Consider the following 23,855-nt stretch of genomic DNA (forward strand, 5'->3'; position numbering starts at 1 on the left):
GGCATCGATCAACTTCGATCGACAAGGGACACACACCGATGACCACACATGGCAAAGCGAGCGGAAGGGCAGCAGGCGCAGTAAGCGCACTGCTGATCGCACTGCTCGCCGCGACCGCCCTGTTCGGTGTGCTCTCCGGCGACCGCAAGCCACGCGACGACGAAGGCACCTGCCTTCCCGCCACCGGCGGTGCCCCTGCGCCGCATTCGGGAACAGTGGTCATGCCGCTGCGCGAAGGCACCTATCACGCGACAAGCCCGTTCGGGCCGCGGATCAATCCTGTCACCGGCCAGGATGAGGGCCACCAGGGCCAGGATTACTCCGCCCCCGCAGGTACCCCGATCTACGCCGCCACCGCCGGCACCGTCGTCGAGGCCGGACCCGCATCGGGGTTCGGCAACTGGATCATCATCGACACCACCGTCGACGGGCAGACGGTGTCCACGGTCTACGGACACATGAACGACGACGGCATCGACGTCACCGAAGGCCAGACCGTGAACGCCGGGGACCCGATCGGAAAGGTCGGCAACGCCGGACAGTCCACCGGACCGCACCTGCATTTCGAGGTCTGGTCCGGCACCCGGCTCGCCGCCGGGTCGAAGGCGGTCGATCCCGTCGCCTGGCTCGCTGCCTCCGGAGCCGGCGCTCCCACCGGCACCACCGACTCGCTCGCCGCCGCTGGCACTGCAGCGGCCACCACTGCCGCATCCACGGCGTCAACGGGGCGCGCGTCGAGCCGCGACGTGACACTGGCGGCCGCGATCAAACCCGGCTGTGGACAACCCACCGGCACCACCGGCCTGCGCCCCGGGTCGGTGCCCGCGGAGTTCGAGCCGTGGATCGTCAAGGCGGGCACTGTCTGCCCGGAAGTAACCGCACCGATCGTCGCCGCGCAACTCGAACAAGAAAGCGGCTTCGACGTCCAGGCGCGTAACCCCTCGTCCGGGGCGGACGGCCCGGCCCAGTTCATGCCCGCCACGTGGGCTGCAAAGGCAGTCGACGGCGACGGAGACGGCAGCACCGACACTCGCAGGATCGCCGATGCGGTGATGACCCAAGCCGCCTACGACTGCGAGCTCGCCGGCATCGCGATAGACGCACGCGCGTCAGGCAAAGTCACCGGTGACCTGACCGAGCTGTACCTGTCGATGTACAACTGCGGACCGGGCGCCACCCTCTCCCAAGGTCGCGTCTGCCAGAACACCGAAACCCTCGACTACGTCGCCAAGATCCCGAGAACCGCGGCCGAGAAGTTCGCCATCACCGTCCCGAACACCGGGCCCGGCCAGATTCCCGCCGGCCCGTTCGGGCAGAACGTCGTCGCCGCGGCAATGGCATGGCTCGGCACCACCTACGCCTGGGGCGGAGGCGACCAGGACGGCCCTACCCGGGGCATCAGCGACGGCGGCGGTCGCGCAGACATGATCGGCGATTTCGACAAGGTCGGATTCGACTGCTCCGGGCTCGTCCTCTACGCCGTTGCACGAGCTTCCGGGGGAAGTATCGTTCTCCCCCATCAGGATTCGGCGCAGATCGCCGACCCACGCGGTCGAATCGTTGCCACCCCCGGCGAACTGCAACCCGGCGACATCATCCAGCCGCACTCCGGCCACATCTTCATCTGGCTCGGAGAAAACAAGGTCGTCGAAGCACCGCAGTCCGGCGACGTAGTGAAAGTTTCCGATTGGACCCCGCCTACCAGTGGCCTGACTGCACGGAGATTTGGATGAACCACAACCACAGCAGAATCCGTATCGGAGTTCTCGTGGTCACTGCACTGCTCACCGCCGCGATCCCCACAGCCTGCGGACGAAGCGGAACCTCGGAACCCGCTGAGGGGCCCTCGATTCCGGCGCAGCACTGGAACCCAGGTGATACGCCTGCCGAGTCGATCGACCCGGTACGCACCCCACCGCGCGCAGCAACCGCACTCCCCGGCGACATCGACGTCGACCGCGGCGACCCGGACTCGGTCGCGGCCTCTACACTCAGGATCTGGTTCACCTGGGACACCGGCGTCGACGCCGGCCCCAACGATGCCGCCGCGCGCACCGCACCACTGCTTACCGACACTTATTCCCGCGAGATCACCTCCACCACAGCGCAATCGAATCCTGGCGCGCAGTGGCTGTCCTGGGCCGCACACGGGGCCGTACTGGTTCCGTCGCTCGTGGTCGACGACGAGCCGACACCGCCGCAGACCGACGAGATCGCCTACCGCGCCTACCGCGTCACCCAGACCATCGACGGCGCACCAGTGAACCAATCCATCGTCGCCGTCGTCCTCCGCCGCGGCGCTGCCGGATGGGAGGTCAGCCGCGTTCAAGACAAATAGTTCAACTTTGCTCACCTTCAACAATTTTCGACGAAAGGACATTCGACATGACACCGTCGACGACTACATCGAACCGATCTACGCGGGCGCTGCTCCGCGCCGTCGTCATCGGCGCTCTCCTGCTGATGATGCTGTTCATCGGCAACCATCTGGCCTACGCCCAGCCGCTCCCCACCCCGACCCCCGCTCCCCAGCCCGGGCCGGCCAACCCGTTCGACGGGGTCAGCCCCGATCTCGGTGTGCTCGGTCCGGCCTTGAACTCGACGTGGAAGCGGATACTGGCAGCGATTTGGGGCGGTTGCTTCGCAGCTGCCGGGGTCTACCTCGTGACGTCGTTTCTCAAGCTGAAGAAAGCACGTAACCGAGGCATGTCGAGCGATCTGTCCGATGCATCCGAGGACGTGAAGTTCTCGCTGTACTGCCTTGCCGGTGTCGCCGCGGTATCGCCGATTTTCGGCGCGGTTCTGCTCCTCGTCCAGCCCGCTGCCTGACCCCCAACAACCCCACCCGATGCGGCCGCGGCCGCGGAAAAGAGCCACTCATGGGAACCGACTACCGCAACGTCTCGGCCGACTCCGCCGGCCCCGCCCTCACCGAACCCGCGCGGCAGTCAGAGCGGCGCCACGGTTCGATCATCGCGATCGCCGCCGGCGGTCTTGTGGTGGCGCTCATCCTCATCCTCGTCATCGCCCTCGCCGGCCGATCCGGAAACGGCGGCGACACCGGCAGCGACGCGATCCGCGCCGTCCACGGGCCGACGACCGTCTTGGGCGGTGTGCCCAGCGGCTACACCCGCGACGAACAGGGCGCATCAACCGCGGCAGTGAACACTATCCAGGCGATCGCGCAGGCGGGACAGGGACGCATCGACATGTCCGGAGTGCGCGAGACAATGATCGCGAGCGAACCGGGCTCGACACTGGCAAGTGCCCTCGACCTGGAAAACAACCGAGACGAGGACGACGATGTGCTCTCGCTCCTGCCGGGCGCGGTGACGGTCACCTCATTCACCCAAGACGCTGCCGAAGTATCCATCTGGACGATCGGCGTCGGTCAGTCCGACATCAACGACACCGGCAAGGTCGCGGTGTCCACCACGTATTCGACCACCGACCTCTCCCTCGTCTGGCAGGCCGGGGATTGGAAGGCGCAGGACTGGTCCTTCCGTCAGGGTCCGCGTCCCGAGGATGCCTCCTACCCGGCCGTTGATTCCGCGCTCGGCGGGCAGCTGACCGCGGGTTACTACACCTTCTACATCGACTAGGAGAGAACATGATTCGCCGTCTCGTTCTCGTCATCGTCGCTGCCGCCCTCGCTGTCCTGTTCGGACCGCCCGCAGTCACTGCCGCGCAACCCCAGCCTGGACCCGAGCCGGGAGCGGTCACCGGACAGCAAGTGGCGTCGAAGCTGCCGGTGAACTTTCCGCAGGATTTGCGCGAATTCATTGGCGGCACCGAAGAATTCAAGAACGGTCCGTGGTTCACCGGCAATTGCCGCGACCACGGCGGCGATCTCGGCCTCTACATCTCACAAGCCCTCACCGCCGAAAACCGGCTGCTGTACTGGACAGCACCGGACGAGCAGAAGATTGACATGGTCGGCGGTGCCACACTGACCGCGGGCAGCGAGAGCGCTGCTGTCGGGACCGTCGACGCCGCCAAGAAGGCCGTCGAAGACGGTGTCGAACCACCCGAATCTGCTCTGCCGACGGTGTTTCCGGCCGGGGATTCGAGCTTTCATCCCCCGACCGGCACCTGCGCCGACGACCTCGCACGCTGGGGCACCACCGAATGGAGCACCTGGGGCTTCGTCTGGGCAGGCGCCCCGGACGCCGATTCACTGACCGCGATCAAGGAGCTACCCGGCGCGGACAAGGTTCCCGACGCCGCCTGGTCCGATCCTTGCTCCGAGGGTTCCGGGGATCAGTACTGCATGCACGCCTTTTTCGTCGACTGCAGCCGAGCAGCCTCCGAACGCGACATCCGGCAATGCCAGGACTGGAATCTCGCGATCGGCCGATTGTTCGCCGGGACCGCGAACTGGATCGATCAGAACACCGGGTTCACCGACCGGGTCGGCGAAGCACTGAGCATCGTGGTGCAGTCCACCCCGCAGTACAAGCTCGGGAAGGCCTACGTCCAAGCCTTCTCCTGGGTCGCCGGCACCGTCGGTGACGTCGTCGACTTCGTCTCCGAACCCGCCACCGTCATCGACGACTGGGCCAACTCCACCAAATCCGGAGCCCTGTCCCTCACCGACGCAGTCCTACGCGGGTTGACCTCCACCGGAGACTTCGACGCCACCCAACCCTGGTTCCTGACCTGGTACGCCACCTCGACCGGCATAGGGATGATGGTGATGTCGTTCGCCGTGTTGATCGCGATCACCCGCTCCCGGCAGAAAGGCTCCCCCAGCGAGCTCGTCGCCAACGTTTTCGGCTACCTCCCCGCCGGGTTCGTGATGATGATTTTCTCCCTCATCGGAGCCCAGTTCCTGCTCGAGATCGCCAGAGTCCTCACCGAAGGCATCACCGCAGCGAGCGGTTCGACCGTCACCGAGATGGTCGACAACATCTATGGCTCGATGTCGGCTATGAACAACGAAACGATAGTCGGCGGCTCCATCGTCGGGCTGATCTTCTTCGGACTGCTGCTGCTCGGCGCCATGTCGGTCTACATCGGCCTCCTACTGCATCAGATCGGACTGCCGCTGGCTGCGTGCATCGCCGGAATCGGCTACGGCATGTGGGTCCACCCCACCTGGCGGGTGAAAGCCCTGCGCCCGGTGCTGACGTTCATCGGACTGGTGCTGAGCAAGCCGATGCTGTTCCTGCTGATCGCCGTCGTCCTTGCCGGCGCCAACAACGCACTGCTCTCCGGCGGCGGCGGATCCGGTGATCTGACCTCACTCGGCTCTCTGGCCTTGGTCGCAGCATCGATGGTCCTCGTCGGGTTCGCGCCGTGGGCGCTGCTCAAGTGGGCACCGATCCTGCCGACGAGATCGGACTCCGAAGGATTCGGGTCGGGCGGCGGATCCGTCGCGGGCGGTGTCGTCGGCGGCCTGGGCAGCTCGGCGTTGTTCCGCAGTCGCAGCGGCGGTGGGAACCGGTCGTCCGGCAGTGGAGGCAACTCCGGTGGTGGCCGCTCCACGCCGCCGGGGAGCGGACTGGCCAATACCGGCCACGCCGCTCATTCGCCGCGCGCACGGCACAACAGCACCACCGCGACCGGAACGGTCGGTCACAAACCCGGATCCGGCAGCCACGGCGGGGCGGGGCGTGGTGGGTCCGCGGTCGGGATGGCGGGGCGACTGGGCGGAAAACTCGCCAAGGGCTCGGCCGGGACTGTTGCGGCCGCCGGTGCGGTCGCGGTGCCGATCGCGGCGCAGTCCGCGTCGGCCGCAATGAACAAAGCCAAAGCCACCGCCGAATCCTCGGCCACCGAATCCGAAGGCAGGTGAGCTGTGAGCACCGAAACCAGCCACGACACCGTCCAACGCACCTCGATTCTCGGCGGCGAGATCGCCCGCCGCGGAACGACCGGAATCGCCCTGCCTGTCCTGATCGCCTGGTCGGCGACGTTGATGCTCGGCGTCGTCGGCTATTTCGTCATCGGCGGGGGAACCCTCGCTGTCGGCACCGTCGCCACCCTGTACATCACTGTCTTTCTCGCCACGTTCGAGTTCAACGGACCGTCCTTCGCCGCCGGGAAACTGCACACCCTGCGCCGGGTGACGCGGATGCGCCGCGGCGAGCACATCTTCCGGCACGCCGCCGATCCGGCGTTCGGGCAGCCCGGTCTCGATCCTGGTTGGGAGTACCCGGTGCCGCTCGGGCGCACCGAACCGCTCGATGTCGCCGGCACCGGCCTGGACGAGATGTTCATCGTCCGCACCGCCAACCCGGGCGAGCGCCCGTACTACACCGTCGTACTCGCCGTCCAAGGCCTCGCGGGCGGGCTACGGACCGACGCGGCATGGGCAAGCACCTCGGACAAATTCGGCAAGTTCACAGCGTCGTTGGCGAAACAGACCTCGTTGATCCGCGGACTGCAGATCCTCCACCGCTCCATCCCGGCGGATCTGACGATGCACGAAGACTGGGTCGAACAGCGGGTCGAAGCCCTCGGCGACCTGCGGCTGGAAGCGCCGGTCGCCTCATACGGGAATCTCCTCGACACCATCCGCCCACACACCGAAGAGCACCGCGCCTACGTGGTGCTCAAAGTCCCGCAGACCGACGCGCTCGATGCCGCAGCATTCCGGGCGGCGGGCGGTAAGAACGCCCGATACGAAGGCGGCGTCGCGCAGGTCATCCGCGACGAGACGATGCGGGCAGTGAGCCGACTCGTCTCCGCCGGCTTCGGACGGGTAGAGGTTCTCGGCGAGCAACGCACCTGCGCGGTGATTCGAGCGTTCATCGACCCGACGTATCGCCTCGATCGCCACCAAGGTGCCCGTTGGTCGAACTGCTGGCCCTCCTACATCGGCGGCGCCGACTCCGCCGTGATCTCCGGTCGCTGGCACACCCGGGTCGGGGTGATGCCGCCGGCGAGCATCGAACCAGTCGAGCTCGGACCGCTGTGGCTCGCCCCGCTGCTCACCTACGTCGCACCCGACCCCGGTGACGACGAAACAGCACCATCGCCGACGATTCGAACTATCAGCGTACGAATGGATTTCGTACGTGACAAGGTTGCCCGCGATATCGCGGCGAAAGACTTCACCCAGGACCTCGCCGCTCAAGCGAGTCAGGAGAAGAAGGGCAAGACCGGCGACGGATCGAGCGAAGTGATGACCAGTGCGTCGGCTCGGCGCCGCGAGGATCTCAAGCCCGGTTCCGGCCATCACGGCGTCATCTACTCCATGACCATCGCCGTCACCGGCCGCGACGCTGATGACCTCGAGCGGGCCTGCATGCGCGTCACCGAAGCCGCCGACGCCTCGGCGATCAAAACCATCGACTGGCAGGACGACAACCACGACGTCGCACTGTTCGTCACCCTGCCTCTCGGCCGCGGACTGGCCGTCACTCGATCGAGCAAATAGGCCAGGAGCACCCGACATGACACCGAACACCGCCGCCCGACCTACGGCCCATGCCCGGCCCCCGGTGCGCACCAGCAGCCGACTCTTCGCGACCGGCGCGGCGCCCACGTCCCCCGAGACCCGCCAGCAACCGGGTGCCACCACGCAACCGACCGTGCCGCGGCGGCGGGCACCGAAACGCAGGAAACTCCTCGACCGATTCGGGTGGTACGAACCCCGCCCCGAAGGCGCGTGGTCCACCACCCGGCAAGCCGAAGCGCTCAATCTCGCGATCAGCCGCCGCAGCGTCCGGCATCAAGGCCCGGTCACCGGCCTCAATCGCATCTCCAACGACCTGGTGATCACCGACCCGTTCGAGCTGTACGGCACCGACATCTCCAACATCAACGTCTGCGTCGTCGGTGATATCGGTAAGGGCAAGTCCTCACTCATCAAGACCGGATCGTGCTGGCGTCAGCTGATTTTCGGACGCCAGGTGGTTGTCATCGACAAGAAACGCCAAGGCACCGAAGGTGAGTATTCGATCTTCGCCCGCACCCTCGGTGTCGAATCGGTGCGGTTCAAAACCGGTGGCGGCGGGGCGCGGTTGAACCTGCTCGACCCGGCGATCACCACCGGCGGTGAGCACGCCGGCGGCCTCGACGGTGTCACCCCGGCTGGTCAGGAAGCGCTCGTGCTCGCCGTCCTTGCCGACACGATGGAACGCCCCCTGTCCACGCCGGAGAAAAGCGCCGTCGGCTGTGCCCTGGAGTTGGTCAACCAGGACGCTGTGGCCACGGGACGCGAACCGGTCCTCGAAGATCTCGCGCGCCGTCTCGTCGAGCCGCACGACGGCGACGGTGAGTACTTCGGTGACCGGTGGGCACAGCGTTCGTTGGAGTGGGGCAACGAACCCGGATTGGCGTTGCTGCGCTTGGTCGACCGCGACCTCAAAGGTCTCGTCGACGCCCCGACATCCCCGGAGGTTCGCGCTGCACTCGAGCATCCGTTCGCACACTTCGACGTCTCCACCCTCCCTACCGAGGGGCCGGCGTTGCGGGTGGTGATGACCGTCATCAACACGTGGCTGTCGAACCTGCTCGCCGCCCGATCGTCGCTCTCACGGCAGACGATCCTGATCGTCGAGGAAGGCTGGCACGTCGCCGAGGGTCGCACCGGCAGCGTGTTCCGGTCGAACATGAAACTTTCACGCGGACTGGGCTTGTCGACCGTCTCAGCGTTCCACCACCCCTCCGACATGTCCAAGGACTCGCCCGCGAGGGCCTTGATGCAGGAAGCGGGGATCGTGTTCCTCTTCGCCCAAGAACGCTACGACGACGCCCGTGAAACCGCCGAAATGTACCACCTCCCACCAGGATCGGTGGACATCATCATGGGCCTCGGCCAAGGCGAATGCCTGGTCAAAATCGGATCCGCCGACCCGATCCTCATGGAACACGTCCGATCCCCGGAAGAAATCGCACTCACCGATACCGACACCGCCGTGAAAGGAACGAGAACTGCATGAGCACCGATTCCACTGCACCACAACACATCGACTCCGACGGCTGGCGCGAACACGGATTCACGACCCCGCCCTCGGTAGCAGCAATGAGCGAAGCCCGTGGCTGGCTGACGGACTGCGGTTTCGCCGACGACCTTCTCGACGATCTGCACGACTGGCAGATAGCAGGCCTGGTAGTACGCCTGTACGAGGGCGGCTGGACGGCATTCGCGTCGGCGATAGACGAACCAGCCGTCGTCGTCACTACGTCGGACGGTCCAATCCGATGAGCCAGCGACAGGCGCCGCCGCGGCCTCGTGACCCGATCGTCCCGGCCGAGGCGTTCACCATCGCAGCACTGCTCGGCGGCGTGCTGTTCGCTGTCGTCGGCGGTGGCATGGTGTCCTCGATCGTCTCGGGCACGGTCGTCGCCATCCCCGCTAACGGGGCCGAGATCGCGCAGATTTTCATCGGCCTGATCACCCACCCGGGGGACCCGGCCGCCGGGTGGCCCGACGACGCGCAACCGGGGCCGGCATGGGTGACCTGGTCCTGCATCCTGATTCTGGGGGTCACGTATACGGCGGCCGCGCTGTGGATCAGCTCCGAGATCGACGACTGGCACTACCGGCGTCGCCAAGCCGACCGCGGGTTCGCCACCCGAAAAGACCTCGCCCGCGCCGGCATCGACGAAAAGAGTGTCCACAAGGCGGCGGTCGCGACCCGCGCATCCCTGAAAGACGTCAAGCCTTCGTCCCTCGACGCGGCCGAAGTGGCGATCGCGCTGGGAGCCAATGTCGTCGACCCCGACCGCACCGTCTACCTCAACCAGAACGACTGCATGCTCGTCGAAGGTGTCACCGGCTCCGGTAAGACCTGGCGTCTGGCCTACCAACGCTGCATGGACGCCCCCGGGCCACTGCTCGTCACGACAACGAAAGTCGACCTGGTCTCGGCCACCTACAACCGCCGAAACAAGATGGGCACCATCGCGATCTTCGATCCGGAGAACATCACCGGCTGGCCGCAGCCGATCCGCTGGTCGATCCTCTCCGGTTGCCAGGACCCGGATGTCGCGATCCGCCGCGCCCAGGGCCTGGTCTCGGCGATGCCGATGGGCGACACCAAGAACGGCGGTTACTGGGAAGACAAAGCCGTCGTCCTGTTGCGCTGCTACCTGCACGCCGCCGCCGTCACCGGAGCCAGTTTGGGCACTCTGCGGGTGTGGGTGAACTCCCGCAAAGGCCGCGAGCCACGCGAAATACTCGCCCGGACGATGCCGGCGTGGGAAAGCGAGCTGGCCCAGATTCTCGACTCCGGCTCGGACTCCTCCGACGACATGATCGGCGCCGCGAGTCGTCTGCTGGCACCATTGGCGTCACCTTCGCTACTCGAGTCCATCGACGTGCCGATCGGCCAGTCGTTCGACATCGCCGAGTTCATCCGCTCCGGCGGCGACACCCTCTACCTGGTGTCGAAAGGCAAGGACAACTCCGCTGCCCCGTTCGTCGCTGCCCTGGCCACCGAAGTGCACTATCTCGCCGACCGGCACTCGCAAACCCTGCCCGGCGGCCGGTTCGACCCGCCGATCCGGTTCGAGCTCGACGAGGTCAACAACGTCGCACCGATCCCCGGCCTGCCGGATCTGATGTCGGATTCGGGTGGCCGCGGCATCACCATCCATGCCTACGCCCACAACGAGGAGCAGAACAAACTGCGCTGGGGACCGGTCGCTGGCACGATGTTCGCCGACAACTCCCCCGCCCGCCTGATCCTCCCCGGCCTCAAAGGCGAGGAGTTACAGGCAATTTCGCGAATGCTCGGCGACCGCTTCGAATGGCAGCCCTCCGGGAATCGTCAATCCGGTCCGACGCTACGGGAAGTGCCGATCATGTCTGCGGCCGAGATCCGGACAATGGAACCCGATCACGGACTGTTGATCTACCGGGGCGCTCCGCCGATCCTGGTGCACTTGCCGTCGGTGTGGGACGACAAGACCGCCCGCGCTGCAGTCACCTCGTCGCAGAATGCGTTCGACGAGATCGTCGCCGACGGACATCTGCCGCGCCGCGACAGCAATTCTGGCGCAGTCGAACTCGACAAGCTCAGCGATGGGGTGCAGTTGTCGTGACGACAGGTGACGGAGAGCAGGAACTGCGACCGTCCCGGTTCGCGTGGCGCTACCTCGACCGCGCTCAGGCACGGCAGCTATGGCACGAGCTGACCGACTGGACCACGTGGATACGCGAACGCTACGAGCTCGACACCAAGATCCCGCCGTGCTGGTATCGACACGGGCCGGTCGTCGAGGAACTGTCGGCGCTGATGGCCGCATGGACCGACGCCTACTACCGGGGCGATGAATACCGCGACGACCTGACCGCCTGGCACACCCAATGGTTCTGGCCCGTCATCAGCCGGATCCGCACGATCACCGATTTCGAGACCTGCACCCACGAACGCTGCACCGCTACCCCGCGCACACCTTTTACCCTCGGCGGGCTCGACGAGTTCACCACTATCGACATCGACGATCGGCCCGAACCCGAACCGCCGAGCCCGGTGATTCCGGTCGCGGACATCAGTGCCCCTCAGGAGGTTCGCTCGATCCCGGAGGCGGACATGGAGACCGCCATCGAGTCCGGTCTCGCCAGATCTGTTGACGCTGCCGACCCCAACCGTTTAGTGACTTTCGAGGGGATCGATTGGATCTATAACACGCAGCAGGGCGCCTGGACAGAGGCCACCTAGCACCGATCAGATTGGAGTCCCGACGCAGTGGGGCAAGCTCCTCGAAACAAGACACCGCACCAAACAGACCGGTAGGCACTCTGGGTGATCTGGACAAGCAGTTCGTGTGTATTGTCTAGTTTCCGAATACACACTTTCTGGCGAGGAGCAGCCACATGCCGCGCTTTCCCCCGGCCGAAGTTGCTCTGGCGCTTGGGGTCCCCGAAGTAAACTTCCTGGGCGAGGGAGCTTTCGGCGACACATGGCAAGTTGGCGATCGAGCTATCAAGATCATCTGCGATGAGGCTTACCCTCCAGAACGCGTTGCGCGCGAAGTGAGTGGACTTCGTCGAGTCGACAGCCCCCACGTTGTTCGCTTGTTCGAAGCGGGTTCAGTCGAGCTAGGTGGTCGCAAGCGACCCGCATTGACATTCGAGTTCGTCCCGGGTGGGGACCTAGAGCAGACGATAGCTGCGAAAAGACGTCCTTCGAGCGTCGAGTCCCACTCCCTGCTGCTGGGGCTTTTGATGGGAGTGCAGGCGCTCCACGCAGCCAACTCCACGCTGCACCGCGACATCAAACCGGGCAACGTTGCGCTTCGGAATCGTGCGTGGTCAGAACCAGTGCTCCTAGATCTCGGACTCGCGAAATCCACGTCCGAGACAACGTTCACTCGGTACCCGGGCCGGCTAGGGACGGACTTCTTCATGCCCCCAGAGCAGTTGACCGGTCAGCGCGCTCGTAAAGCCTCGGACCTCTTCGCCATCGGAGTGACGGTCCGTCTAGCCATCACGGGCCGCCACCCGTTTTTCGACGGTGTTGAGAGTCTGACCATCGATAACGCTATCGCGCGTATCGAGGCGGGACCATCACCACTTCCGCCCTCCACCGACCCGCGCGTTCTCAGTGTTCTCGACCGGTTAGTGAGCCCATCGCAATCCGAGCGTGGTAGCGCCCGTAGCAATCTTCGACGACTGGATTAAGACTATGAACGATGACGTGGGCGGCGATGCCAGCCTGGACTGGCCGGAAATCGACCCCGAGGAGGAGAGCGACCTTGAGCTCGACAGCACGTTAGATGCGACCGCGACCGACCGTGTGACGGCGACATTGCCTGACGGTCGGACCCTCGTAGTGCGCGGCCCAGGAGCGGGAACGGCCATCGTCTCAGCTCCGAACCCCCGCGATGATCCAAAAGCAAGCAATCAGATTCGGTTACGGACTAGAGACCAAGCTCTCGATGATCAACAGCCGATATTTATACTTCATTGCCCACACCAAAACCGGGCCACCGCGCCACGCGCTGCAGCCTCGATTGTCGCAGCCACCGGTGGTTCAGTGGCGATAGCGGCGTCTGTGCGTCTCCCGTCAGCAACTTCCTCCTCCCATGCAACCTGGCTGAACAACTGTGCAGCAGCATCGATTCGAATCGCCGATCCTTCGGCGTACCTGCTCGATCGCGCCCTGGTACGTGTAAAGAAGGTCAGCGCCAGGTCTCGGAGGTGGGCTGACTATCTGAACGACTCTCCTCTGAACGTCGTTGCAATTCTGGACGCTCAGCGATCCGCTGGCGCCAACATGTTGCTGTCTGCGGGATCTGCATTGGACCCAGGAGATCCGAGGAAGTCGCTCGACGCCGCATTCGCACAGGCCGACGACACACTTTCTGAACTCAGGACGGGCGAACGTATGGCGCTCAACCTCACAGTCACTTCGCAATGGTTGCAGAGTCCAGTTCTTCGCGAAGCGCTATTCGCCGAGCTACTCGACCAAGAACAGTTCGATGTGTGGCACATTCGTGTCCAATGGCCGTCCACACTGGGGACATTCGAACAACCCCGTCAAGACGACCTTCTCGAAGGCTATAAACGTCTCGCACAGCTGGCATCCGATGAAGATCGAGTGTTGCTGCTACCCCAATCCGGAACTACCGGCTGGTTGCAACTTGCTTTCGGCGCGTCAGGATATGGAGCCGGGCTGTTCAACTCGGCACATGCATTCAAGGAGGAGTCAGACGGTCCAGGCTTCGCAACTCAACCAATTCCCCGATACTTCGAAGCGTCGCTTCTCCACCCCGTTGAGCGGAGTGTCCACGACGTTCTGGCGAAGGATCCGAGCTACGTCCCATGTGATTGCCCGTACTGCCCGTCACTACTGGCGAATCCGGACTGGAATCACGAGCTTTCACGCCTACACCATCTTTACTGGATGGGTTGCTTAGCCGGAATAGGTTCCTCGACTGGGCGAAGCCTGGCCGCAGCGATTCGGCGTGCGGTGCGAGACGCGACAGCCCTGAAGAGTAGGTCATTGCTCACCGGCACCAGCGATCCTAAGCATCTACCAGTCTGGGATCATCGCCTGTAGACGACCACAAGTAGTTTCCGAATACTTGGTGTACCTCTCCGCAAACCTTTCCCGCAAGGTGCAGGGCTATCGCGCGTTCTACGAGAAGTTCTCGTTCGGCTCTTCTGACCTGACCAGGTGATGGGGCAATGAGAGCGCGAACATCTCCGTCTCGCGAGACCGATGCCAGACCAATCCCGTACGCCTGAAACCACTTTCGATTCTCGAATGCCCTCCCGGACGAGACATTGTCGATTGCAACCCACGCCGAATCAGCAACGGCTGCGTGCCGAGATGCTTGACCGATCGCGCCGCGCCAGTCGCGGAGCTTTGCCTCGACCGTTACGACGTTCGAAGCCTGAGATGTATACCGGTAGGTGGCTCGAACTTCTCCGCGGTCATTTATCTCAACATGCCCTCCTATCTCCAGACGGGGCAATACGGTCCGACGTAGGTGAGTGACCGTCAAACTAAGGCTGCTCGAGATCTCGGACGAAGTCCACCATCGCGGATTGCCACGCTGTCGTTGGGACACCTGAAGCATGACGCGGATGTCGGAAAGATCAAGCAACGAACTTGTACCTTCTCTGCGCTTCATCGCACGCCGGTCTAACCGAAGAAAGACGACGTCGGGAACGCCAGCGGAACACGGTACTTCGTACTTGACGACGGCGCCCGTGCCCGCGAATACATCGTGCGATTGACCAAGAGGGCGAAGCATGTCCGCCTCTGCATCGAAACGCACGGCACGCGGCATCGAAGGTGAGGTCATTCCGTCAGCCTAGCCACCGGAACTCAATGAGGGAACCCGACCTAAACTGCCTGGTAGATCAGGTGGCGTTGATTGAAAATCGCTCGCAGCGCTGTAGCGCCGTTACAATAATCTCGTACATTGACCGGTTCCGGTCCTTGTGCGCTCTCAGCCGCCGACAGGTAGGTCTGCGTTGATTATCTAGGTCCGTAAACCGCGAGCGCGGCCGTCTCGGCGGTTCCGATCTCGACGTAACCGTTCGCGTCTTTCAGCTTTGCGTTGTTCGGTGAGTCGGCGTTGTTCTCGTGCGCGTAGTTCGGCGGCATCTCGGCGTGCGCGATCGGAGGTCACGGCCGCGTCTACGACTGGGCCCGGCGCTGCCGGACCTGTCTGCGCACCATGTCCTGCGGGGACGGTGAGTGCGTTGATGCGGGCGTTGACCTGATCCCAAGCGGCAGCGGCGTCGCCATGTTGGGGACGGTCACCGATGAGCGTGCGTCCGGTGTCGATGCCGAATTGTTCGCGGTACGCGCCGACCTGCGCGGCGGTGAGTTGCCAAGCCAGCTTGCCTGCCGGGGTGTCCGGGACCCGGCCGAGATGCCGCGTCCAGTCCGGTTGATCGTCGAGTGCGTGTTGCCCGAGTTCGCGGGTGCGGTCGGCGATTTCGGTGTAGCGACGCCGGCTCCACGCCGTCAGTTCCGGGTCGACACCATCGCGGTCACTCATCGGCGGCAGCACCCAGCTCGGGGCGCTCGGGTTGCGGGCATCGCGGCCGAGCGGCCAGCGCCGCTCAGCGTCGGCCAGGAGCTCGGTAGCGGTCGGCTCGGGGTCGGTGACACCGCGCCGCAGTTGTGCGATCGCCGCGTGCGGATCCTTGCCGGAACGCTCGAGGTTCCGCAGGTGCGCGGCGAGGCGATTCCACGTGTCCTCGTCGGCGAGGATCGTATCGGCGTGCACGCCGAATCGCTGCGTCATGGCCGGTTCCAACTGTTGCCGCCACGCGGCCCGTTCGTCGCTGCTCTGTTCAATGCGGCGCTCCAGTCTCCAGTGCATGACCGCGGAAATCGAGTCGGCGGTGCCGAGTTCACGTTGCGCGCGGGCCGACGCCAGAGTCGGTGCGGCGTCGATTCCGAGCTGTTCGGTGCGCCGGAACTGGCGCACGAACGAGTCCCACTCAGCCTCTCCAGTCATCTGCGCAGTCAGCTCCGGGCTCAAGTGCTTTCGGACGATCGCTTCGACGCGGTGCGAGTCGATCAGGTCTTCGGCATAGCCGTAGCCTGCGACGTTGTAATCCAGACGCAGGTGCGCGACCGCGGCCTCGCGCTGTTGTTCGGTGGCGGAGGTGTCGGAGCCGTCGCGGCCGATGACGGTGCGCACGACTTCGTCAGCGATCTTCGCCTCCGGGTGCACGTGTATCAGGTGCGGGTCGACGATGCGGTCGATCGGCACATACAGCTGGTTCGCGCTGCGGCCGCGGGTGAGCGCGACGTAAAGGGCCTGCCGGTTCATCGCGTCGTCGACAAGTACGTGCACGGCGTCGACGGTCATGCCTTGGGCGCGATGAATGGTGGTGGCATAGCCGAGTTCGCAATTGCTGCGGACGTAGTCGGCGGGCAGGCGGATGCGGCCACCGTGCTCGAGGTGTGTCACCGACAGTGAACCGTCGCGGTGCGCGGTCTGCACGGTCCACAGGTCGCCGTTGCGGACGCGTTCGCCGCGGGTGCCGGTCACGCGCAGGTCGCTGTCGTTCAGGCGGGTGACGATGGTGTCGCCCTTACTCGCCCGCAACCCGTCGGACAGATCGTTGCCGCCCTTGGACACCAAGCCGCGCGCGAGGCGATCGGTCCGGGCGCGGTCGTTGAGGTCGCGGACGGTGTGGTTGCTGCTGGCGATCATCAGCGACGTCGTATCGCCGTCCGCGTCTGCGGTCCAGGCGGTGAAGACTTTCTCGGCGAGATCGTCGGCCATGCCGTGGTGCACGCGGTCTTTCGCGGCGTACCAGGCGGCGACCGAGGCATCCCCGTCCCGTAGTCGTAGGGAGATGTCTGCTTCCTCGCGGTCGCGGAAGCGGTGCACGTCGACCAGTTCCGGTGCGGCGCTCTCGCGGGCGATGAGCCGGAGGGCACCGCCGGTGTCGACGGCGGCGAGTTGTTGCGGGTCCCCGAGCAGGCGGACGACTCCACCGTGTTCGGCTGCGATGTGGGTGAGTCGGTCGAGGTCGTGGGTGGAGGCCATGCCGGCTTCGTCGACGAGGACCATCGTCCCGGGGGTGATCCCGACATCCATGCCGTGCTCGTAGCGGGTGAGGACGTCGGCGATGGTGCGGCCTTGTACGCCGAGTTCGTCACCGAGCACGCCGGCCGCTTTCGCGGACGGGCCGAGCGCGATGACGTCGTAGCCGATGGCGCGCCAGGCGTCGACGACCACACGCATCGCGGTGGTCTTGCCGGTTCCGGCCGGTCCGACGCCGGCAGCGACCAGGGTTCCCGAGAACAGAAAGTGCGCGACGAGAGCTTTCTTGTCGGCGGCGAGTTCCCAGCCTTTCCGGTGAGTGTGCGCAGCCAACGCGGCGTGCAGTGATTCACTGGTGGCCATGACGGCGGTCGGAGTACGCGCGGCACCGACGAGGCGGTGTTCGGCGGCGAGGATCGCGCGGCTGGTGTAGGTCTCGTTGCCGTGCACAGTCAGGATCGACGCGCCGTCGCTGCGCTGCAACGCCGTTGGTGCGGCGTCGACCTGACGAGTCAGGCGGATCGAATGAGCGCCGAGCGCGGCCTCGGTGATCTGCTCGGTGGCGGCCTCGCGCGCCGCGGCGCTGTCGAAAATGACGCCCCGCAGTTGTCGCTGCACTTCGGCTTCGATGTGCCAGCGGTTCCACGTTGCGCGTTGCCGCGACACGACGGTGACAACGGTGTCTGCGAGCTGGCCGGTGTCGACATACGCCGCTGCGTGTTCAGACGTTGCGTGTCCGACGCTGCTACATAGGGCTTTCGACAGGGTTCGGTTCCCGATGCGGGCGACGGCGCGGGTGTGCCATTCGGCGCGTTGCGCGGCCAACGATGTGGCGGGTGGTTTCTGCTCGCGGGTGTCCAGAGTTGCCTGGTCTGCCAGGCGCATCTGCATAGCTTTCGAGGGATCTTTGTCATGCAGTTTGCGGTAGTCGCCGACGAGGTGTTCGAGGCGTCGTTCGATGGCGTCGCGGCGGGAGAATTCGCGCAGCAATTCGGGCGGGATGCCGTCGATCTCGCGGACGGGTCGTTTCCCGATTCCGGTGTCGGGGCGTTCAGTGAACCTGGCGCCGATCTCGCGGGTGACGTACTCCTCGATCAGGGTGTTGTAGCGCTCGGACGCGGTGACGGCGAGCTTGTGCAACACTCGGCCGTCGAGGCTGCGCCACTTACCGTCGACGCCTTTGACTTTGGTCGAGATCGCGACGTGGGTGTGCAGGTTCGGATCCCCGTTGCGGTTGTCGCGGTGATCGAACCGCGTGTACATCAGGCCGGTCGATTCGATTTGTCCGACACCGGCTTTGCCGACCCGGGTGTAGGAGGCGTTGTCCTCGACCCAGCCGATCGCGTCGGTGACCGCTTTGGCGTGGGCGCGTTCGATACCTTGGCGCACGGTGTCGTCGCCGAGTCCCCACAGCACGGAGACGGACTTGACGGGGGTGAACACGCAGTCGTAGCCGGCGACGGGTTGGCGTTCGCGTCGTTTCTGCGAGGCGATGTAGCGGGCGAGTTCGGCCTCCGATGCAGGTGATCGGCCGACCTCGCGGTGGAACTCGTCGGCGCCGACGCGGTAGCGGATTTGTTGGCATTCGTCCGCGGTGAGGACACGTCCGAGACTCTTGTGATCGCTCTCGATCTCGGCGCGGATGCGCTGCATCAACGGTACTTCGTTGCGGTACACCGCGAATTTACGGCCGAGGCGGACGCTGTCGACCGCGGCCTGTCCTTCCGCTCCGTCGGCGACCGCAGCCTTGATCAGCGTTTCGGCTTCGGGGTGCAACCCTTCCCCGAACAACGCTTTCATCTGATCTTCGCGTACCTCGCCGTCGACGCCGAGGTCGGCTGCCGCGCGGCCTCCCCACATCCCAGGCGGGGTGCCGTCGGCGGTGTAGTAGTCGGTCAGGCTCTGGCCCCGTTCGACGGTGGTGTCACCGGCGGCGACTTCGCGTGTGAGGTAGGTGTATCCGTCGCCCGCGTGCAGGGCGTGGACGGTCATCATGACGCCACCATAGCGCTGCCCGCCCCATAGTCACTAGTAGTGCAAGAGGTGTGTGACGGTTGATGCAGATTTTCGGAGAGAATTCAAGAGAATCTGGATTCGATGATATCGGAATTTCGAACGAAAGCGGACGGGCATAAACGGCGATGGACGAATCCGGCTGATAGACAGCGTTTTCGACAATCGAAACGGCGCGTCGGGGGCTTTCGCCGACGCGCGTGTCGGCGGTAGCGTGGCCGGTATGACTTCCTCGAACACTGCACCAGTGAGCGCTCGGGAACGGGCGCGGGCGGCGAATGCGCAACGCCTCGCGGATGCGCAGTCACGGCTGAAGAGTCAGGAACAGGATCTGATTTCCTATTTCGACGCGACCCGCGACGAAGACAAAGTCGCCGACGATCTCGCGAAGCGGGTCGCGCGACTGCAGTGCGACGCCGACGCGAAACTCGAATCCGCGCGCCGGCGACGGGCCGACGCGCTGGCAGCATTGAAGGCGCGAGGTGAAACGTATTCGAGCATCGCGGCTTTGGTGGATCTGCCGGTGCCGGAGACGACGAAGCTCGTCAAGTCCGTACTCGCGGCTGGGTTGCCTGCCGACACCGAGGCGACGGTGAGGCAGCGGGAGCGAGGCGCCGTAGGCGCCGACAATGAGTCCACGGCAGAGGCTGTCCATTCCTCGTCCGAGGACCCGCAGCAAATAAGCCCGACCGATGCGCGCGACATCGCGTAGCCACGTCGCCGCGACCCGCGGGTTAGCACGGGGCGTCGATTGATCACCAGGCGTCGAATCTCGTTCGGTTCGACGCAGCACACACTGGCAGTGCAAGAACGTCGAGCGTCTGTGGCGTCGACCGGCCGGTTGACCGAGTGAACGTGTCGGTGGCGTCATGTCTAATTCGAGTGAGCCGGGAAGGGGGTGGAGACCATGATCGGGATTGTTCTCATCGGCGTCGTCGTCGCAGTTGCGTTGTGGCGGGCCGGTGACACCGGGTCGGGGTGGCGTTTCGCGCCGCTGCGCGCGACGGGACTTATTGCAGGGTGTGCGTTTCGGGTGGCACTGTTCGTTGTAACGCTGGTGCTTGCCTTTGTTGTCGCGGCGCTCGGTGGGGCGTTGCGCAGCAACTTCTTAATCTCGACTCCGCGTCAATGGAGTACGTCTGCGCGGGCGGTTGTCTGTGCGCCCGTGGTGATAGGCCGCGTTGTGCACGACACGTCGTGCATCGGTGGCCGCGCACAGGCGTATGTCGTGATCGGATCTCGAACCGGACCTCGTGGCGAGGCCGGTAGTTCACGTGAGAATGTGCTGCACCCATGCGTAGACCCAGTACGGCAACTGTGGTGCATCGAACGGCGCTACTGCACAATCGGTTCCGCTTCGCACTACTGCGTCGGGGATTGCATCGACGGTCTGAGTACCGAAGATGCGCACTGCGATGATCCACTGCCCTCGATGCTGCACACGCACCGCTGACGATACGGCTTGCTTCCCGTCCGCGTAGCCAGCGGCCAAGTGGTGGCAGTCCCACTCAACAGCTTGGTTCTGCCCGAAGAAGTGTGCCAGTGTCTCGGCGAACGTCGGGCCGTAGAGGGCTCCCCTGTCGGTGTCGATTCGGACGTACGTCATCGGTGTCGCCTTTCAGCTTCGAATGTGGGCTGCGGTGGTGACTTGTTCAGAACAACGTGATCTGGTCTCGTGCAGCGAGCCCGTCACGGAACGTGCGGAACCGATTCCGGAGGTCTGTTGCGACTGCGTCGGTGTGGCCGATCGTCGCTGCCGCCTCGCTGATCGACTGGCCTGTGTTCAGCGCGTCGTCGACGTCCCGGCCGGCAGCAAGGTCGTCGATCTCGTCGGCGTCGAGGCCCGCGACATCTGCCGCATCGAGCCTGGCCCGCAGAATCGCGTCGCAGCGCCGCTGCTGTTCGTCGTCGTTCATGCGTTCTCGCCTCTACGGAAAGCGTTGAGACGGTTTGTCGCTGCCCGCTGACGTCGGCCGATCTCGACGAGCTGATCGAACAAGAGTTCCTCGGGTGCTTCCTCCGCGAGCTGCTGAATCTTCACGCCGGCTGCGTGGAAACTGCGGCGGTAGCTTTCCGACAGAACCATCCCCGCGTAGTCGGTGGCCGAGGCACCGCACGCGTTCGCAGTCGTCACATCGGTCAGCGCGCGACGTAAGCGCGCCCCGCGATGTCCGGCGGCACCCGATCGAATGAGCACAGCGAGAACACTGGCAGGATCGTGCGGCACACCATCGGTGATGAGTTGTTGCACAATCGCATACAGCTCGCGGTACAGCGGCTCGCCGAAATCATCGGCCTGCAGCGTGCGTGCGATGCGTGCGTCTGCGGTGGTATCCCGCGACCACATCAGCGCACAGATCGCCAGCGCCTCGGGTGCCGTTTCGACGTGGTCCGTGAGATCGACATGGTCGTCGACGGCTGTAGTTACCTGCACGGCTCGCAGAGCTGACATGAGTTTGCCTCTTCCGGTCGGCGGTGCGCTTTCGATGATGGAGAGAGAATCGAGACGCGAATCCCCACAGCGTCTTTCTCTCGATTCTATCAATATCGGTACTTGATAAACAGGCGTAAGAGCATCAGCCTGGCGTCGGATGTACGGTTATTGCAACGATTCCTCCGACCAGGTCGATACTGAATCCTGAAATTTCTCACGCATTTGGTTGAGCGGGAATTACACGCAATGCACGTAATGAAAATTCGCTGAACGGGGTGAATTACTTCTATTCGGTTTCTGGACGGATCTGCAGTGGAACGGCACCCACGGGCACGACAGCTAGAGTCGACGGCATGAGCACTTCCGATGTCGAACTCGGCCTGTCCGGTCTACTGGGACCACCGCCGGCGCTGTCGCCTGCCCAGATCGAGGCGGTAGTCGCCGGCGCGTTGACCGAGGATGTTGCTGCCAGCGCGCCCACTGTCGACGTCGCGTTCGTCGATCGAGCCCTGTCCGACTGAGGTCGCCTGTCGTAATCCGGCCGCGCTGGCTGGTCGCGGTGTCGGTGTGAGGGCTCGATGCCCGATTCACCGGCGTCCCCCGGCGCCGGCCGCCGGATGCGCACGGGGCGCACCCGGCGGACACCGTCAGCCCTGTAGGTCTGCGCCTGTGCGTTCGCGGACGAAGTCGGCGTCGGGGACCAAGTCGCGTAGTTGCTCGGGTTCCATCCCTGCCCGTAGCGCCCGGTCGAGTAGATCTGCGAACGACGGTGTCGGCACTCCTGCGTCTGCGGCGGCGGCGCGGGCGGCGTCGATCGCGATTCCCGTGGCGGGACCCTGGTTCGCCAGGTAGGAGAAGAACGCGGTGATCGTCAGCGCCTGCGCGCGGGCCGCACCTCGTAGTGCTCCGGCGATGTGAGTCATCGCTTCTACTGCGTGCTCTTCGCCGTACACCGCAAGCCGCAGATACGAATCACGGACGTCGAGGCCTCGACCGGACAAGGTGAGTCCGACTCGAGCTGTCAGCTCGTCGCTGGGAACTTCGCGGGCGTAGACCACGGCTGCGAGCTCTTCGAACGTGTGCGGCAGGAATGATGCACCCAGTCGGGCGGCGGCCTCGAGTCCGACCGACTCGGGGATCTCGGCGCGTTCGCTGAACCGCTGCTCGATCACCGATCGGCTGGATTCGATGCTGCGTCCCTCGAGCACCGTGAGGGCCGATAGTTCCGTCGATGCCGGATCCGGGAAGTTGCCGACGGTTCCGGTGTCGAGATCGACGAATGCCGCTCCGGTGGTCAATCCGTAGGTGTGAAGTGACTTTTCGACGCTGACCCCGACGTCGGCGAGTGCTGTCCGCAGCGCAGCGAGCGCGCGGAGCGCGTGCCCGGATTGTTCGGGGTCGGCGACGGCGATCACGATCGCGGCGGCGATGTTGTTCACTCGGGCTGCCGCTGCGACGTCTGCGGCCGGGCCGGCGCCGTCGTGCACGTTAAATCGGACGATCGCGCGGACGGTGGTGGTGTCGACGTCGGAGTCGCCGAGGAAGATGGTGACGATCGAGTTCTCGGGAGTGAATCCGAGCATCGCGGGGATGGCGGCCAAGACTGCGGCGGTCGAGGTGAGTCGGGCGGGGGGGCGATTGTGGTTGCTCATGGTGTGCCTTTCGTCGTTTCGAACGGGTGCGGGGATGTCGAGGGCGTCAGGAGATTCCGGCGGCTCGAGCGGCGTCGATCTGCTCGTCGGTGGCGCCGAGCTCGCGGGCCTCGTCGTGCCAGGCGTTCAGGGCGCGGCATACGTCGGTGACGTCGACGGTGACTCCGCTGCACATCGCGGCGTCGAGTCGTGCGGTGGCGCGGGTGATCTGCTCGAGTGCGCGTGTGCGTCGTGCATCGATGCTCATGGTGACCTCTCCGTCGGACGGTGACCGGGACCCTGCCCTGCCAATTTCTTTCGCCTCATCTGGCGTAGGGAGAGAAGGCGGTCGACGGGGCCGACGCGGCAACTGCTGGACCGAAAAGTCTCAGCCGTAGGCGCTTTGAGAGTTTTCGGGGCCTTGTGCCGGCGTCAGCCGCCAGCGGTTGACGCGGCGGACACGGCGGACGCAAGCTCGCCTGTAGCCAGATGCGCCGAAAGAAATTCGATGCCCTTCACAGGGCGGAGCGAAGCGGAGCTCAATCCGGTGGACGCCCGAAGGGTGGCCCGTACCGCCGCAGGCGGAATCCCCAACGGCACCGGCCCGCACGAAAGCAAACACCTCGACCCGGGTGATGCTCGGAGTAATTGTGCGGGAGCGACGGAGCCCGGCCACACCCGGTGTCGCGGTAGCGCAGATCCCTCATCTCCACCGGCTGAAGCCGCTACATCAGGCCTCGTCGGCGACCGAAGGTAGCAAGATGCCGCGACAATTCATCCTTGTCGGCAGCAGTACAGGGGTTACACCACGTTCGACGACCCAGTCCACCGCACCGACAGTCGAACGTTGTTCG

General features: G+C 64.9%; 19 protein-coding genes. 13 read left to right on the forward strand and 6 right to left on the reverse strand.

Annotation, left to right across the window (positions count from 1 at the left end; translation table 11 throughout):
• Positions 1 to 38 precede the first annotated feature (38 nt).
• The 11 genes from DK926_RS24015 (at position 39) to DK926_RS26515 (ending at position 13,961) form a co-directional block, all read left to right on the forward strand.
• Positions 39 to 1,733, forward strand: coding sequence for a peptidoglycan DD-metalloendopeptidase family protein (locus DK926_RS24015; RefSeq protein ID WP_114332480.1), 1,695 nt, complete (start codon positions 39 to 41; stop codon positions 1,731 to 1,733).
• A complete protein-coding gene (locus DK926_RS24020; protein WP_207890901.1) occupies positions 1,730 to 2,338 on the forward strand; it encodes a hypothetical protein in 609 nt (202 codons plus the stop codon). Before DK926_RS24015 ends, DK926_RS24020 begins: the two co-directional genes overlap by 4 nt.
• A gap of 47 nt (positions 2,339 to 2,385) precedes the next feature.
• Complete coding sequence (locus DK926_RS26905) at positions 2,386 to 2,829, forward strand: hypothetical protein (RefSeq protein ID WP_207890902.1); 444 nt, start codon at positions 2,386 to 2,388, stop codon at positions 2,827 to 2,829.
• Positions 2,830 to 2,879: 50 nt separating this feature from the next.
• The gene (locus DK926_RS24030) at positions 2,880 to 3,602 is read left to right on the forward strand and encodes a hypothetical protein (protein ID WP_114332481.1); all 723 of its coding nucleotides are present in this window, start codon (positions 2,880 to 2,882) and stop codon (positions 3,600 to 3,602) included.
• Between the two features lie 8 nt (positions 3,603 to 3,610).
• Entirely contained in the window at positions 3,611 to 5,797 is a 2,187-nt protein-coding gene (locus DK926_RS24035; RefSeq protein WP_114332482.1) for a hypothetical protein, read from the forward strand.
• A gap of 3 nt (positions 5,798 to 5,800) precedes the next feature.
• Positions 5,801 to 7,384, forward strand: coding sequence for an SCO6880 family protein (locus DK926_RS24040; protein WP_114332483.1), 1,584 nt, complete (start codon positions 5,801 to 5,803; stop codon positions 7,382 to 7,384).
• Between the two features lie 16 nt (positions 7,385 to 7,400).
• Positions 7,401 to 8,891, forward strand: coding sequence for an ATP-binding protein (locus DK926_RS24045; RefSeq protein ID WP_243636995.1), 1,491 nt, complete (start codon positions 7,401 to 7,403; stop codon positions 8,889 to 8,891).
• Positions 8,888 to 9,157: a hypothetical protein gene (locus tag DK926_RS24050; RefSeq protein WP_114332484.1), complete on the forward strand. Its 270-nt coding sequence runs from the start codon at positions 8,888 to 8,890 to the stop codon at positions 9,155 to 9,157. Before DK926_RS24045 ends, DK926_RS24050 begins: the two co-directional genes overlap by 4 nt.
• Positions 9,154 to 10,998 carry a TraM recognition domain-containing protein gene (locus DK926_RS24055; RefSeq protein WP_114332485.1) on the forward strand — a complete coding sequence of 615 codons (1,845 nt, stop codon included), beginning with the start codon at positions 9,154 to 9,156 and terminating at the stop codon, positions 10,996 to 10,998. The genes DK926_RS24050 and DK926_RS24055 overlap by 4 nt, the downstream gene beginning before the upstream one ends.
• On the forward strand, positions 10,995 to 11,618 hold the full coding sequence (locus DK926_RS24060; RefSeq protein ID WP_114332486.1) for a hypothetical protein: 624 nt from the start codon (positions 10,995 to 10,997) through the stop codon (positions 11,616 to 11,618). The genes DK926_RS24055 and DK926_RS24060 overlap by 4 nt, the downstream gene beginning before the upstream one ends.
• A gap of 966 nt (positions 11,619 to 12,584) precedes the next feature.
• The gene (locus DK926_RS26515) at positions 12,585 to 13,961 is read left to right on the forward strand and encodes a hypothetical protein (protein ID WP_125833455.1); all 1,377 of its coding nucleotides are present in this window, start codon (positions 12,585 to 12,587) and stop codon (positions 13,959 to 13,961) included.
• Positions 13,962 to 14,892: 931 nt separating this feature from the next.
• Here DK926_RS26515 and mobF read toward each other — a convergent pair.
• Positions 14,893 to 18,918, reverse strand: coding sequence for a MobF family relaxase (mobF, locus tag DK926_RS24070; RefSeq protein WP_114332488.1), 4,026 nt, complete (start codon positions 18,916 to 18,918; stop codon positions 14,893 to 14,895).
• A 241-nt stretch (positions 18,919 to 19,159) separates the two neighbouring features.
• On the opposite strand from mobF, the gene DK926_RS24075 reads away from it, so the two are divergent.
• On the forward strand, positions 19,160 to 19,648 hold the full coding sequence (locus DK926_RS24075) for a hypothetical protein (RefSeq protein ID WP_207890903.1): 489 nt from the start codon (positions 19,160 to 19,162) through the stop codon (positions 19,646 to 19,648).
• A 558-nt stretch (positions 19,649 to 20,206) separates the two neighbouring features.
• Here DK926_RS24075 and DK926_RS24080 read toward each other — a convergent pair.
• Genes DK926_RS24080 through DK926_RS24090 form a run of 3 tightly spaced genes read right to left on the reverse strand, consistent with a single transcriptional unit; the run spans position 20,207 to position 21,388 of the window.
• Positions 20,207 to 20,542, reverse strand: a complete 336-nt coding sequence (locus DK926_RS24080; protein WP_114332489.1) for a hypothetical protein — start codon at positions 20,540 to 20,542, stop codon at positions 20,207 to 20,209.
• 46 nt (positions 20,543 to 20,588) lie between these two features.
• Positions 20,589 to 20,852, reverse strand: coding sequence for an urea amidohydrolase (locus tag DK926_RS24085; RefSeq protein ID WP_114332490.1), 264 nt, complete (start codon positions 20,850 to 20,852; stop codon positions 20,589 to 20,591).
• Positions 20,849 to 21,388: a DnaB-like helicase N-terminal domain-containing protein gene (locus DK926_RS24090; protein ID WP_114332491.1), complete on the reverse strand. Its 540-nt coding sequence runs from the start codon at positions 21,386 to 21,388 to the stop codon at positions 20,849 to 20,851. The genes DK926_RS24085 and DK926_RS24090 overlap by 4 nt, the downstream gene beginning before the upstream one ends.
• Positions 21,389 to 21,723: 335 nt before the next feature.
• On the opposite strand from DK926_RS24090, the gene DK926_RS26800 reads away from it, so the two are divergent.
• Positions 21,724 to 21,891, forward strand: coding sequence for a hypothetical protein (locus DK926_RS26800; RefSeq protein WP_165839661.1), 168 nt, complete (start codon positions 21,724 to 21,726; stop codon positions 21,889 to 21,891).
• Positions 21,892 to 22,017: 126 nt separating this feature from the next.
• Here DK926_RS26800 and DK926_RS24095 read toward each other — a convergent pair whose 3' ends face one another.
• Together DK926_RS24095 and DK926_RS24100 are read right to left on the reverse strand one after the other, a co-directional pair.
• Positions 22,018 to 23,022 carry a DUF4192 family protein gene (locus DK926_RS24095; protein ID WP_114332492.1) on the reverse strand — a complete coding sequence of 335 codons (1,005 nt, stop codon included), beginning with the start codon at positions 23,020 to 23,022 and terminating at the stop codon, positions 22,018 to 22,020.
• 46 nt (positions 23,023 to 23,068) lie between these two features.
• Positions 23,069 to 23,269 (reverse strand): hypothetical protein, encoded by a 201-nt coding sequence (locus DK926_RS24100; protein WP_114332493.1) that lies wholly within the window; start codon positions 23,267 to 23,269, stop codon positions 23,069 to 23,071.
• Between the last annotated feature and the right edge of the window lie 586 nt (positions 23,270 to 23,855).

This window comes from Rhodococcus sp. Eu-32 (genome assembly GCF_003336925.1).
GTDB lineage: Bacteria > Actinomycetota > Actinomycetes > Mycobacteriales > Mycobacteriaceae > Rhodococcoides > Rhodococcoides kyotonensis_B.